Raw genomic sequence first — 13,064 nt, forward strand, 5'->3', positions numbered from 1 at the left:
GCCGCCGCCGCCGCACCCGCAGTTAACCACCAGGCGAGACGCGTGAGCGCCCGCCCCGCCGGGGCGCCGGGCGGCACCCGCACCGGCCGCCCGGGCCGCGCCCCGCAGCCACCGGACGGGTCAGCCCGCGAACCGGAGGCATCGGCCGGTCAGCCCGCCCACCGGCCGGTCGGTCAGAGCCCGCCCTCGACCCGCAGCACGCTCGCCACCGACCGGACGATGTCCAGCCCGCGCAGCTCCCCCACGGTGGCGGCGAGCGCCGCGTCCGGGGCCACGTGGGTGACGATGACCAGGTCGGCGTCCTCGCCCCGGCCAGCCGCGCCACCGCCCGCCGGGCCCTGCCGCACGGTGGCGATCGACACGTCGTGCCGGGCGAACACCCCGGCCACCGCCTCCAGCACACCCGGCCGGTCGGCCACGTCGAGGCTGATGTGGTAGCGGGTCAGCGCCTCCCCCATCGGCCGTACGGGCAGGTCGGCGTACGCGCTCTCGCTGGGCGAGCGCACCCCGGCGAGCCGGTTGCGGGAGACCGCCACCACGTCGCCCAGCACCGCGCTGGCCGTCGGCGCGCCACCCGCGCCCCGGCCGTAGAACATCAGCGGCCCGGCCGCCTCGGCCTCGACGAAGACGGCGTTGAACGCGTCGCCGACGCTGGCCAGCGGGTGGCTCAGCGGGATCATCGCCGGGTGCACCCGCACGCTGACGGCCTCCCGGCCGGCGGCGTCGGCGCCCCGGGCGGCGATGCAGAGCAGCTTGATCGTGCACCCCATCGCCTTGGCGCTGGCCACGTCGGCCGCCGTGACCTCGGTGATGCCCTCCCGGTGCACGTCGGCCGCGCCGACCCGGGTGTGGAACGCCAGCGAGGCGAGGATGGCCGCCTTCGCCGCCGCGTCGAAGCCCTCCACGTCGGCGGTCGGGTCGGCCTCGGCGTAGCCCAGCTCGGTGGCCTCCTCCAGCGCCTCCGCGAAGCCGGCGCCGGTGGCGTCCATCGCGGAGAGGATGAAGTTGGTGGTGCCGTTGACGATGCCGGTGACCCGGTTGATCCGGTCGCCGTGCAGCGACTCGCGCAGCGGGCGCAGCAGCGGGATCGCGCCCGCCACGGACGCCTCGTAGTAGAGGTCGCCACCGCCCTCGGCCGCCGCGTCGTGCAGGGCGGCGCCGTCCTCGGCGAGCAGCGCCTTGTTGGCCGTGACCACGCTCTTGCCGGCCCGCAGCGCCTCGACCAGCCAGCCCCGCGCCGGCTCGATGCCGCCGACGACCTCGACGACCACGTCGACGTCGTCGCGCTTGATCAGGCCGAGCGCGTCGGTGGTGAACAGGGTCGGGTCGACCGGCAGGTCACCCCGGTCGCGGCCGAGACGGCGTACGGCGATGCCGGCGATCTCCAGCGGGGCGCCGATCCGGGCGGCGAGGTCGGCGGCCTGCCCGTGCAGCAGCCGGACCACCTCGCTACCGACCGTGCCGCAGCCGAGCAGTGCCAGGCGCACAGGTGACGTCATCCCACATCCAATGCGAGCAGGTCCTCTTCGGTCTCCCGCCGGACGATCAGGCGCGCCTGGCCGTCGCGCACGGCGACGACCGGGGGGCGGGGCACGTGGTTGTAGTTGCTGGCCATGCTCCGGCAGTAGGCACCGGTGCCGGGCACCGCGACAAGATCTCCGGGCTGCACGTCGGCGGGCAGGAATTCATCCTTCACCACGATGTCCCCCGACTCACAATGCTTTCCCACCACGCGGGCGAGCATCGGCGCGGCGGCCGACGCCCGGGACGCCAGCGTCGCCGAGTAGGACGCGTCGTAGAGGGCCGTCCGGATGTTGTCGCTCATCCCGCCGTCGACGCTGACGTAGGCACGACGCCCGTCCGCCGCGTCACCACCAGTGCCTACCGGCACGGACTTGACCGTGCCGACCTCGTAGAGGGTGAACACGGCCGGTCCCACGATCGCCCGGCCCGGCTCGATCGACAGGTGCGGCACCGCCAGCCGCTCGGCGGCGCACTCCGACTCGACGATGCGACGCAGCCGCTTCGCCAGGTCCTGCGGGGAGGCCGGGTCGTCCTGGGTCGTGTACGCGATGCCGAAGCCGCCGCCGAGGTCCAGCTCGGGCAGCTCCACCCCGCGCGCGTCGCGGATCTGCGCCTGGAGGCCGAGCACCCGGCGGGCGGAGACCTCGAAGCCGCTGGCGTCGAAGATCTGCGAGCCGATGTGCGAGTGCAGGCCGCGCAGCTCCAGCACGCCCTCGTCGAGCACCCGGAAGGCCGCCTCGGCCGCCGCCCCGCCCGCGAGGGAGAAGCCGAACTTCTGGTCCTCGTGGGCGGTGGCGATGAACTCGTGGGTGTGCGCCTCGACACCGACCGTGACCCGGATCAGCACCCGGGGGCGGACGCCCCGCTCGCGGGCCAGCGCGGTGAGCCGGCCGATCTCGTCGAACGAGTCGAGGATGATGCGGCCCACCCCGGCGTCGAGCGCCCGGGTCAGTTCGCGTACCGACTTGTTGTTGCCGTGGAAGCCGATCCGCTCGGGCGGCATCCCGGCCGACAGCGCGGTGGCCAGCTCGCCCCCGGTGCACACGTCGAGGTGCAGGCCCTCCTCGGCGATCATCCGGACCACCGCGCGGCAGAGGAAGGCCTTGCCGGCGTAGTAGACGTCGACGCCGTCGAAGGCGGTGCGGAAGTCGCGGCAGCGCGAGCGCAGGTCGTCCTCGTCGAGGACGTACACCGGGGTGCCGAACTCGGCCGCGATGTCGCGGACGCCGAGCCCGGCCACGGCCAGCACGCCGTCGCCGCCGCGGGTCACGTTGCGCGGCCACAGCGCCGGCACCAGGGCGTTGACGTCGACCGGCGTACGCAGCCACGCCGGCCCCCGGCTGCCGATGTCGCCGTGCAGCGCACCGGCCTCGTGAGCACGCATTACCGCTCTTCCCTTCGCGCCTGCGGGGCTCGCAAGCTCACTCCTCGCGCTCGCATCACCCGACCTTCGCTTCGCGACTGCGGGGCTCGCAAGCTCACTCCTCGCGCTCGCATCACCCGACCTTCGCTTCGCGACTGCGGGGCTCGCAAGCTCACTCCTCGCGCTCGCACTGGTGAGCTACATCCTCTCCGGGGCCGAGACGCCCAGCAGGCGCAGGCCGTTGGCGATGACGGTGCGGGTGGCGTCGTTCAGCCAGAGCCGGGCCCGGTGCAGGTCGGTGGTCTCCTCGTCGCCGCGCGGCAGGATCCGGCAGTCGTCGTAGAACCGGTGGTAGGCCCCGGCCAGCTCCTCCAGGTAGCGGGCGACCCGGTGCGGGCCCCGCAGCTCGGCCGCCGCCGCCACCACGGCGGGGAACTCGGCGAGCGCCTTGAGCAGCTCGTTCTCCTTCTCGTGGCCGAGCAGCTCGGGGCGGAACGCCTCGGCGTCGCCCCGGGTCAGCCCCACCTCGGCGGCGTTGCGGCCCACGCTGGCCGTCCGGGCCGCCACGTACTGCACGTAGTAGACCGGGTTGTCGCGGGTGGCCCGGGTCCACAGCTCCACGTCGATGTCGATCGGGGAGTCGCTGGAGTAGCGGGCCAGGGCGTAGCGGGCGGCGTCCACGCCGATGGCGTCGACCAGGTCCTCCAGGGTCACGACCGTGCCGGCCCGCTTGCTCATCCGGACCGGCGCGCCGTCGCGGACGAGGTTGACCATCTGACCGATCAGGATCTCCAGGTTGCGTTCCGGGTCGTCGCCGAAGCACGCCGACATCGCCTTCATCCGCCCGATGTAGCCGTGGTGGTCGGCGCCCAGCATGATCACGACCCGCTCGAAGCCGCGCTCCCGCTTGTCGAGGTAGTAGGCGCAGTCCGCGGCGAAGTAGGTCCACTCGCCGTTGGACTTGCGCAGCACCCGGTCCTTGTCGTCGCCGAAGTCGGTGGTGCGCAGCCAGGTCGCGCCGTCGGACTCGAACACCCGGCCCTGCTCGCGCAGCCGCTGGAGCGCCAGGTCCAGCTCGCCCCGGTCGTGCAGGTCCTTCTCGTTGAAGTAGGTGTCGAACTCGACGCCGAAGCCGCGCAGCGAGGACTTGATCTCGGCGAACATGAGCTGCACGCCCTCGACCCGGAAGACCTCCTGGGCGGCGGCGTCGTCCAGCTCCAGCACGTCGGGCCGGATGCCGCGCACGGCGTCGGCGATCTCGTTGATGTACGCCCCCGCGTAGCCGTCCTCCGGGGCCGGCTCGCCCTTGGCGGCGGCGAGCAGGGAACGGGCGAACCGGTCGATCTGGGAGCCCGCGTCGTTGAAGTAATATTCCGTGCCCACCTCGGCGCCGGTGGCGCGCAGGAGCCGGCTCAGCGCGTCGCCGACCGCCGCCCAGCGGACGCCGCCGATGTGCACCGGGCCGGTCGGGTTCGCCGAGACGAACTCCAGGTTCATCCGCTGGCCGGCGAGCCGGTCGCTGCGGCCGTACGCCTCGCCCGCCTCGACGATCGCGCGGGCCAGCTGGCCGGCGGCGGCCGCGTCGAGCCGGATGTTGAGGAAGCCCGGGCCGGCGATCTCCACCGACTTGACCCCCGGGGCGCGGCCCAGCTGGTCGGCCAGGGCCGTCGCCAGCTCGCGCGGCGGGACGCCCACCTTCTTGCTGAGCTGGAGGGCCAGCGTGGAGGCGTAGTCGCCGTGCTCGGGGTTGCGGGGTCGCTCGACCACCGTCCGCTCCGGCAGGGCGGAGCGGTCGAGGCCACGCTCGGTGAAGACGGCGTGGGCTGCGGAGAGGACGACCTCGGCGAGTTCTGCGGGAGTCACCGATCCATGTTATCGGGGGTAGACTCGGCACCCGCGGCGGCGACCCAGTGTGTGAGACCGGCCCGCCGGATCCCCTGACCGACCGACCTGACGAGGCACGATGAGCATCAGCACACCGGGTGGCGGCCCCGAGCGGCGCCCGAACGTGGTCAGCACCGGCAAGAAGCCGGCGGCGGGCCGGCCGGCAGCAGGCGCCAAGGCCGGGTCCGGCGGCGCCAAGCCCGGTTCCACCGGCGCGAAGACCGGGTCCACCGGTGCCAGGGCCGGGTCCGGCAAGCCGGCGGGCACCCGCCCCGGCGCCGGCGGCAAGGGCCGCAAGCCCATCGCCCCGGTGAAGGTGAGCCAGGGCCGCTCGTGGGGGCCGATCGCGCTCTTCGTCGCCGTGGGTGTGCTGGCCGTGGCGATCATCGGTTACGGCGCCTGGGCGACGTTCCAGGGCGCCAAGCCCTGGGAGGACCGGGCGGACGCGATCGACGGCATCGTCAACTACCGCGAGAAGGACAAGGACCTCGTGGCGGGCGGCAACCACAAGACGGGCCCCATCACCTACACGGTGCTGCCGCCGGTGGCCGGCCCGCACAACGCGGCCTGGCAGAACTGCATGGGTGACGTCTACCCCGCCCAGATCGCCAACGAGCACGCGGTGCACAGCCTGGAGCACGGCACGGTCTGGATCACCTACCGCCCCGACCTGCCCGCCGACCAGGTGACGAAGCTCGCCGACAAGGTGCGGGGCAAGGAGAAGCTGATGCTCAGCCCGTTCGAGGGGCTGGACAAGCCGATCTCGCTCCAGGCGTGGGGCTACCAGCTCAAGGTCGACAACGCCGACGACGGCCGGATCGACGAGTTCATCAAGACGCTGAAGGTCAACGCCTCGGTGGAGGGCCCGACCGCGCTGTGCAGCCAGGGCATCACCGCCACCGGCACCACCCCGCGTGACGACGCCCAGCAGATGCCGCAGGGCTGAGGAGAGCGATGAGCATCCCGACCATGACCGAGACCAGTGAGCCGGCCAGCCCGGCTCCGGAGCAGCGGCGCCGACCGGCCCGCTGGGGCACGGCCGCACTGGCCCTGGCCGTCGTGGTCGGGCTGCTCCTCGGGTACGCCGGCGGCCTGCTGACGCCCCGGCTGACCCGGCCGGGCGACGCCTCGGCGGAGGCGGGCTTCGCGCGGGACATGATGACCCACCACGCGCAGGCGGTGGAGATGGGTCTGGTCGCCTTCGACGAGGGCAGCGACCCGGAGGTCCGCAGCATCGGCGGCGACATCGCCACCGCCCAGCAGGGCGAGATCGGCACCATGCACACGTGGCTGCGTTCGTGGGGGCTCGACCCGGCGGGCAGCGAGCCGTCGATGTCGTGGATGTCCGACGGCGCCGGCCTGGTCAAGAACGGCCTGATGCCGGGCATGGCGACCCCCGAGGAGATGGCCAAGCTGCACGCGGCGCAGGGCCGGGAGCTGGACGTCCTCTTCCTGCAACTGATGATCAAGCATCACCTGGGCGGCATCCACATGATCGACGGCATCCTCGAGGTCAGCGACGAGCCCGACGTCGTCAGGACGGCGCAGACCATGAAGAACACCCAGCGCAACGATCTCACCAACCTCCAGAACGCGCTCCAGCGGCTGGGCGGCTGACCCGCCCCGCCGTACCGCCCCTTCGTCGAGAGGTCCGTGGCGCCGCAGGCTCACCCCGGCGGCCACGGACCTCTCGCCGTCTCGCCACCGGGCCGGCCCGGCGCCACCCTGTCCGGTTTGACGGCTTAGTGACGTGACGGGCAGTCCGACCGATTGCGACACTAAGAGAGTTTTCTCCATACATATCGTGACCAGTTGCGATTCGGGCTCGTTGCGCAGGACGTGGGGGTTGCACTGAGAGACGCACGGCGTTCGGTCACCAGCTGGTGCCGGCGCCACACCATCGGCGGTGACGGGGCGGTGGCAGCCGTCCGTCGCGGACAGCGACAGGGCGAGCCGGGAACGCTCAGTCGCGAACAGGAGCTCGAACTCATCGACGTCCTGCGGGGCGTCTACCCCGACGAGCTGGGCCTGGACGAGGAGCTGTGGACGCGGCAGAGCCTGCACGCCCTCATCCAGCGCCGATTCGAGGCTCCCATGGACGCCGGGGCGGTCGGGGCCTACCTGCGGGCCTGGGGGTTGGGCCCGCGCGAACCCCGCGAGCGCGCCTGCGGCCTCTGCGTCGGCGCGGTCGAGCGCTGGGTACGCAGCGAGTACCCGGCCATCACCCGGGCAGCCCAGGAGCACCTCGCCGAGGTCTACTGGATCGGCCGCGTACGCCTGCGCGGGACGATGCCGGCGGCGGACGTCATCTCCGCCGTCTCGTCCCGGGGCCGCGTACGCTTCATGATCACCACGCCGTCGGTCGACCCGCCGCTCCCCCGCGACTTCGTGCTGCGGCTCAGCGGCGAGGAGCAGCGGACGGTGCACCTCATCGTCGACGGCTCCTGGCCCCGCAACGAGTGGCCCCGACGCCTGCCCCGCCGCATCGTGCTGCACCCGTTGCCGAGCTGCGGCCGCGCCGTCGCCGCCTGACAACGCCGGCCGGCGGCGTCGGCGAGTGGAACGTCAGGGGTGTATCCGGCGCCGGGAGACAACCATGAGGTTCCACTCGCGCTGCCCGGAGGCTTCCGTCAGCCGTGTCTGGCGGCGTTCGGCGCAGGGGGAACAGGCAAGGGCGACACGAGGGCGGACGCCGGATACCGATTCGGCATTCCGGGGAGGCGTTTGCTAGTCTTCTCCAGTCGCTGAGCCCCCGTAGCTCAGGGGATAGAGCACCGCCCTCCGGAGGCGGGGGCGCAGGTTCGAATCCTGCCGGGGGCACAAGAGAAGACGACACGAAGGGCGGACGCCGGCGCGTCCGCCCTTCGTTCATCTCTGTCAGGCCCGGGACGCGGTCGTGCGCGCCCAGCGCAGCAGCGCGGTGAACGCCAGCGCCGCCGTCACCGCCCCGCCCACCAGCCGCACCCGGTGCCCGGCGACGAACTCGGCCGCGACCTGACGCAGGTACTCCGGGGAGTGCGTGCCGACCGGGTCCACGAACATGATCTCGTTGCGCGGCCAGAAGAAGAAGACGGAGAACAGGAACTCGCAGGCCACGAAGACCACCGCCGCGCCGGCCACCCACCAGCGCAGCCGGCGGTCGCGCCAGGTGAGCACCGCCGCTGCCAGGCAGGTGAGCACGACGGACGCGCCGAGCGGTGGGAAGTAGTCGCTCGGGCCGCCCGCCACCAGGAACTCGCGGGCCCGATCCAGCGACGCGGGCGGGTCGCCGAAGATGTTCGGGTAGAGCATCACGGTCTCGGCGGCCACGCCGCCGAACGACATCATCGCCGTCCACACCAGAGCGACGAGCACCGCCCAGGTCAGCCTGTCGCGGGTCATGGGTCCTCCTGCCGGTCCGTCGACGCCGGTCCCGACGCCGTCCGCTGGGTCGTCGTCGACGCTAGGTCCGCCGCCGCCGCCCGCCTGCCGCCCGCAGGCGCGAACGCGGGGTCGCCTGAGGACGTACGGGGCCCAGGCCCGGTCGCCCGGCCACGCAGTCGGGGACCGCCTCCCGACGTAGCCGGCCGACACACCGTCGCGGCGGACAGACCGACGCGGCCGGCGGCGAACGACAGGCGGGCACGACCAGCGGCGGGCGACGGGCGGGCACGACCAGCGGCGAACGACAGGCGGGCACGACGGGCGGCGGGCGACGGCCCCGGGGAGGACGGTGCGCGTACGTCAGTCGGCGGCGCGACGGGCGCGGGCCCGGCGCTTGCCCTCGTGCATGGCCTGCACCCGGGCGATCGGGATGGTGTGCCCCTCCGCGACCAGGTCCGCCGGGAGTCGCTGCGGCGCGGGCAGCCGCTCGGCCCAGGGATCGCGCTCGGCGACGAGCGCCGGGGCGGTACGGATCGTGAAGTCCGCCGGGACCACGTCGCCCAGGTCGGCCCAGTCGACGGGGAAGGAGACCGGCACGCCCGGTCGCAGCCGGGGACTGTAGGCGGCCACCACCGTCGCGCCGCCGGCCCGGGTCGAGTCGACGAACACCCTGCCGCCCCGGTCCTCGCGGATGAAGGCGGTGGTGGCCAGCGCCGGGTCCAGCCGTTCGGCGCGGGCCGCCACCGCCCGGGTGGCGGCGGCCATGTCCTCGACCGTGGCACCCCGCGCCACGGGCACGAAGACGTGTACCCCCTTGGCGCCGCTGGTCTTGACCGCTCCGGCGAGCCCCGCGTCGGCGAGCGCCTGCCGGACCAGCCGTGCGGCGGCGACCGCCAGCGCGAAGGAGTCCCCCTCCGGCGGGTCGAGGTCCAGCACCAGGTGGGTGGGGCGGTGCAGGTCGTCGACCGTGGCGAGGGTGGGGTGGTACTCCACCGCACGCTGGTTGGCGAACCACAGCAGGGTGCGCCGGTCGTCGCAGAGCGCGTACGAGATCTCGCGGTGCGACGCCTCGGCCCAGACCGGCGTGCGGGCCACCCAGTCCGGGGTGTACTTCGGCAGGTTCTTCTGCATGAACGGCGGCTGCCCCGGCCGGACCCGGATCACCGACAGCGGTCGGCCCCGCAACTGGGGCAGGATCCGCTCGTGCACCGCGTCGAGGTAGTCGACCAGGTCCCGCTTGGTCGCGTCGGCGCCGTCGAACAGCGGCTGGTCGAGGTTGGTCAGCGACACCCCGTCGCGGGTCGCGTCAGCGCCACTCATCCGACCACCTTCGCGGCCCGTTGGCCGGCGGTCAACCGGACGCGGCGGTGCGAACCGCGACGAACGGATCGTCTCCCGCCCCGCCGTCGTCCGGGACCGTGAGGTCCGCTCACGGGGGCGGCGCCTCCTCGGTGCACGGTTTGTTACCGGGGCAATCCCCTGTGACCATGAGGCGGAGCGTGAGGAGACACTTCCATGTCCCAGGGGAACAGCGATGCGACCGTCGGCCGGGCGGCGCAGGCGTACGGGGCGGCCGGCGAGCCCTGCACGCCCGGTCGGGCCAAGGCGTGCACCGTCCGCGAGGTGCTGGACCGGGTGGGCGGCAAGTGGAGCATCGGCATCCTGGTCGCCGCCTCCCCGGGCCCGGTGCGCTTCACCGAGTTGGAGCGCTGCGTGGAGGGCATCAGCCGCCGGATGCTCACCCTGACCCTGCGCAACCTGGAACGCGACGGGCTGCTGCACCGCAGGGTCTACCCGACGGTGCCGCCGAAGGTGGAGTACACGGCCACGCCGATCGCGCTGGAGCTCTACGGGTCGCTGGTCGCGCTGACCAGCTGGGCGGAGCGGCACCGGAGCGCGATCGCCGACGCCCGGGCCGCGTACGACCAGGCACACGGCGCGGCCGACCAGGGCGGCGGAACCCCCGCCGGAGGCTGCCCCGGTCGGCCGGGAACCGGTAAACCCCGGTCGCCTGTGGGGAACGCCACGCCCCCGATCTGACCGATCGGTCAGGGTCTGACCGATCGGTCAGGCATGCTGGTCGGGGAGGTGGGCCGGCATGGCGCGGATGGTTCCGGAGACGCACGACGAGATCCTCGTGGCGGCGGCCCGGCTCTTCGCGACGACCGGCTACCGGGGCACCTCGTTGCAGGACATCGCCCGCGAGGTGGGCTGTTCCAAGGCGGCGGTGCTCTACCACTTCGCCAACAAGGAGGCCATCCTCACCGAGTTGATGGCGCCGGCGATCGGCGTCCTCCAGGCGCTCGACGAGCGGATCCGCGCCCAACGCGGCGCGGCCGCCCAGCGGGTCGCCGCCGAGGGCTTCGTCGACCTCGCGGTCCGCTTCCGGCGCGAGATCGCCCTGCTCCGGGGCGAGTTCCCGGAGCTGCTCCAGCAACCCGCCTTCGCGCACATCCAGCGGATCTCCGAGCGGCTGGTCGACGCGCTCGCCGGGCACCCGCAACGCCCGTCCGCCCGGATCACGGCGCTGGTGCTGCTCGCCGGCATCTCCGAGACCTGCGGGGAGTTCGCCGACGTCGGCGACGAGGAGTTGCGCGACGCCCTGCTGGCACTCGCCCGACGGGCCCTGGAGCCCGTCGACTGATCCCGTTTCCACCATCCACGACCGAGGACAAGGAACTCATGGCCACCCTGCTCTACCGGCTCGGCCGGGGCTCGATGCGCCGGCGGCGACTCGTCGCGGCGATCTGGCTCGTCGTACTCGTCGGCCTCGGCCTCGCCGCCGCGACCCTGCGCGGCCCGATAGCCGACAACTTCACCATGCCCGGCACGGAGTCGCAGCGCGCCCTCGACCTGCTCGCCGAACAGTTCCCGGCGGCCAGCGGCGCGACCGGCACGATCGCGGTCAAGGCGCCGGCCGACGGCGCGCTCGCCAGCCCGCAGGGGCAGGCCGTGGTGAAGGAACTCACCCAGCAGGCGGCGACGCTGCCCGGCGTCGTCGGCGCCGTCGACCCGTTCCAGGTGGGGGCGGTCTCCCCCGACGGCCGGTACGCGCTGGTCCAGGTCCAGTTCGCCACCGGCGCCGACGAGGTGACCGACGCCCAGCGCGACGCGTACGAGAAGGTCGGCGAGCGGGTCGAGGCCCAGGGCTGGGAGGTCGCGCCCGGCGGCGAGGTGCTCAGCAGCGTGCCGGAGGTCGGCTCGACCGAGGCGATCGGTGTGGCGGTCGCCGCGATCGTCCTGGTGGTCACGTTCGGTTCGCTGGTGGCGGCCGGGATGACGATGCTCAACGCGCTGATCGGCGTGGGCGTCGGCATGGCGGGCCTCTTCGCGATCAGCAGCGTGGTCGACCTGAGCAGCACCGCCCCGATCCTCGCCCTGATGCTCGGCCTCGCGGTCGGCATCGACTACTCGCTCTTCATCACCTCCCGCTACCGGCAGAACCTGATGGAGGGGCTGCCGCCGGACGAGGCGGTGGGCCGCGCCGTGGGCACCGCCGGCTCGGCCGTGGTCTTCGCCGGCGCCACCGTGGTCATCGCGCTGGCCGGGCTGGCCGTGGTGAACATCCCGTTCCTGACGGTGATGGGTCTGGCCGCCGCCGGTACGGTCACCGTCGCGGTGCTGGTCGCGATCACCCTCCAGCCGGCCCTGCTCGGCTTCGCCGGCCGCCGGGTGCTGCCCCGCAAGCTGCGCACCACCGTGCCGGCCGGGGACGCCCCGGCCGGGGACCGGGCGGTCGACGCCGCCGAGGCGGGCACCACGCCGGCCGAGGACCGGTCGGGCTTCGGGTTCCGTTGGGCGCGTCTCGTCACCCGGTTCCGGGTGCCGGTCATCCTGGTCGGGCTGATCGGGCTGGGGCTGCTCGCGCTGCCCGCGCCCGACATGCGCCTGGCGCTGCCCGACGCGGGCACCGCGCCGGTCGGCTCGCCGGCGCGGGCGTCGAACGACCTGATCACCGAGGGCTTCGGGCCGGGCTTCACCGGCCGGCTCGCGGTGGTGGTCGCCGGGGACACCCCGCAGGCGACCTCGGCCGCCATCCCCCAGGTCACCGCGCTCGTCCAGGGCACCGAGAACGTCCTCGCGGTGGCCCCGCCGCAGCTCAGCCCGGACGGCCGGACCGCGCTGCTCGGGGTGGTGCCGAAGACCGGCCCGACCGACGAGGCCACCGAGACCCTGGTCAACGACGTACGCGCGAAGGTGGGCGAGTTCCGCGACGTCGAGGTGCTGCTGACCGGCGCGACCGCGATCGGCATCGACGTCTCCGAGAAGCTCTCCGACGCCCTGCCGGTGTACCTGCTGCTGGTGGTGGGCCTCTCGGTGCTGCTGCTGATGCTGGTCTTCCGTTCGCTGCTGGTGCCGGTCAAGGCGGCGCTGGGCTTCCTGCTGACCGTCGCCGCCACCTTCGGCATCACCGTGGCGGTGTTCCAGCAGGGCCACCTCGCCGACCTGGTCGGCCTGGACACGCCCGGCCCGCTGGTCAGCTTCCTGCCGATCCTGCTCATCGGCATCCTGTTCGGCCTGGCGATGGACTACGAGGTCTTCCTGGTCTCCCGGATGCGGGAGGACTTCGTGCACGGCGACACCGCGCAGCAGGCGACCATCAACGGGATGGGGCACGGCGCGCGGGTGGTGACGGCCGCCGCGCTGATCATGATCTCGGTGTTCGGGGGCTTCGTCTTCCTCGACGACCCGGTCATCAAGTCGATGGGCTTCGCGCTCGCCATCGGCGTCGCCATCGACGCGTTCGTGGTCCGGATGACCATCGTGCCGGCCGTGATGTCGCTGCTCGGCAAGCGGGCCTGGTGGCTCCCCCGCTGGTTGGACAGGATCCTGCCCAACGTCGACATCGAGGGCGAGGGCCTGCGCGCCCACCTGGACGACAAGACCCCCACCCGGGCCTGACCCGACTGGGTCCACCATGCAGTCGTGG

At 73.4% G+C, this 13,064-nt stretch carries 10 protein-coding genes, 1 tRNA gene and 1 pseudogene; 7 read left to right on the forward strand and 5 right to left on the reverse strand.

Annotation, left to right across the window (positions count from 1 at the left end; all coding sequences use genetic code 11):
- Positions 1-173: 173 nt before the first annotated feature.
- The 3 genes from CLT72_RS16205 to argS form a co-directional block, all read right to left on the reverse strand.
- Positions 174-1,487, reverse strand: a complete 1,314-nt coding sequence (locus CLT72_RS16205) for a homoserine dehydrogenase (protein WP_199184769.1) — start codon at positions 1,485-1,487, stop codon at positions 174-176.
- Between the two features lie 8 nt (positions 1,488-1,495).
- A complete protein-coding gene (gene lysA / locus CLT72_RS16210) occupies positions 1,496-2,908 on the reverse strand; it encodes a diaminopimelate decarboxylase (protein ID WP_101412564.1) in 1,413 nt (470 codons plus the stop codon).
- Positions 2,909-3,085: 177 nt separating this feature from the next.
- Complete coding sequence (argS, locus tag CLT72_RS16215) at positions 3,086-4,750, reverse strand: arginine--tRNA ligase (RefSeq protein WP_101412565.1); 1,665 nt, start codon at positions 4,748-4,750, stop codon at positions 3,086-3,088.
- A gap of 100 nt (positions 4,751-4,850) precedes the next feature.
- On the opposite strand from argS, the gene CLT72_RS16220 reads away from it, so the two are divergent.
- From CLT72_RS16220 to CLT72_RS16235, 4 genes are all read left to right on the forward strand, one after another.
- Positions 4,851-5,717 (forward strand): thioredoxin-like domain-containing protein, encoded by an 867-nt coding sequence (locus CLT72_RS16220; RefSeq protein ID WP_101412566.1) that lies wholly within the window; start codon positions 4,851-4,853, stop codon positions 5,715-5,717.
- Positions 5,718-5,725: 8 nt separating this feature from the next.
- Entirely contained in the window at positions 5,726-6,388 is a 663-nt protein-coding gene (locus tag CLT72_RS16225) for a DUF305 domain-containing protein (protein ID WP_101412567.1), read from the forward strand.
- A gap of 222 nt (positions 6,389-6,610) precedes the next feature.
- Positions 6,611-7,303, forward strand: a complete 693-nt coding sequence (locus CLT72_RS16230; protein WP_088998637.1) for a winged helix-turn-helix domain-containing protein — start codon at positions 6,611-6,613, stop codon at positions 7,301-7,303.
- Positions 7,304-7,519: 216 nt separating this feature from the next.
- A tRNA-Arg gene (locus CLT72_RS16235) sits at positions 7,520-7,591 on the forward strand.
- Positions 7,592-7,648: 57 nt separating this feature from the next.
- Here CLT72_RS16235 and CLT72_RS16240 read toward each other — a convergent pair.
- The gene (locus CLT72_RS16240) at positions 7,649-8,152 is read right to left on the reverse strand and encodes an anthrone oxygenase family protein (RefSeq protein WP_101412568.1); all 504 of its coding nucleotides are present in this window, start codon (positions 8,150-8,152) and stop codon (positions 7,649-7,651) included.
- Positions 8,153-8,494: 342 nt separating this feature from the next.
- A complete protein-coding gene (gene ligD / locus CLT72_RS16245; protein ID WP_101412569.1) occupies positions 8,495-9,454 on the reverse strand; it encodes a non-homologous end-joining DNA ligase in 960 nt (319 codons plus the stop codon).
- Between the two features lie 195 nt (positions 9,455-9,649).
- Here ligD and CLT72_RS16250 point away from each other — a divergent pair.
- The 3 genes and pseudogenes from CLT72_RS16250 to CLT72_RS16260 all read left to right on the forward strand — a co-directional run.
- Positions 9,650-10,090: pseudogene (locus CLT72_RS16250) on the forward strand (winged helix-turn-helix transcriptional regulator); the annotation flags it as partial.
- Between the two features lie 142 nt (positions 10,091-10,232).
- A complete protein-coding gene (locus CLT72_RS16255) occupies positions 10,233-10,778 on the forward strand; it encodes a TetR/AcrR family transcriptional regulator (RefSeq protein WP_101412571.1) in 546 nt (181 codons plus the stop codon).
- Positions 10,779-10,816: 38 nt separating this feature from the next.
- The gene (locus CLT72_RS16260; RefSeq protein WP_101412572.1) at positions 10,817-13,036 is read left to right on the forward strand and encodes an MMPL family transporter; all 2,220 of its coding nucleotides are present in this window, start codon (positions 10,817-10,819) and stop codon (positions 13,034-13,036) included.
- Positions 13,037-13,064 lie beyond the last annotated feature (28 nt).

The sequence above is a fragment of the Micromonospora sp. CNZ309 genome, assembly GCF_002846525.1.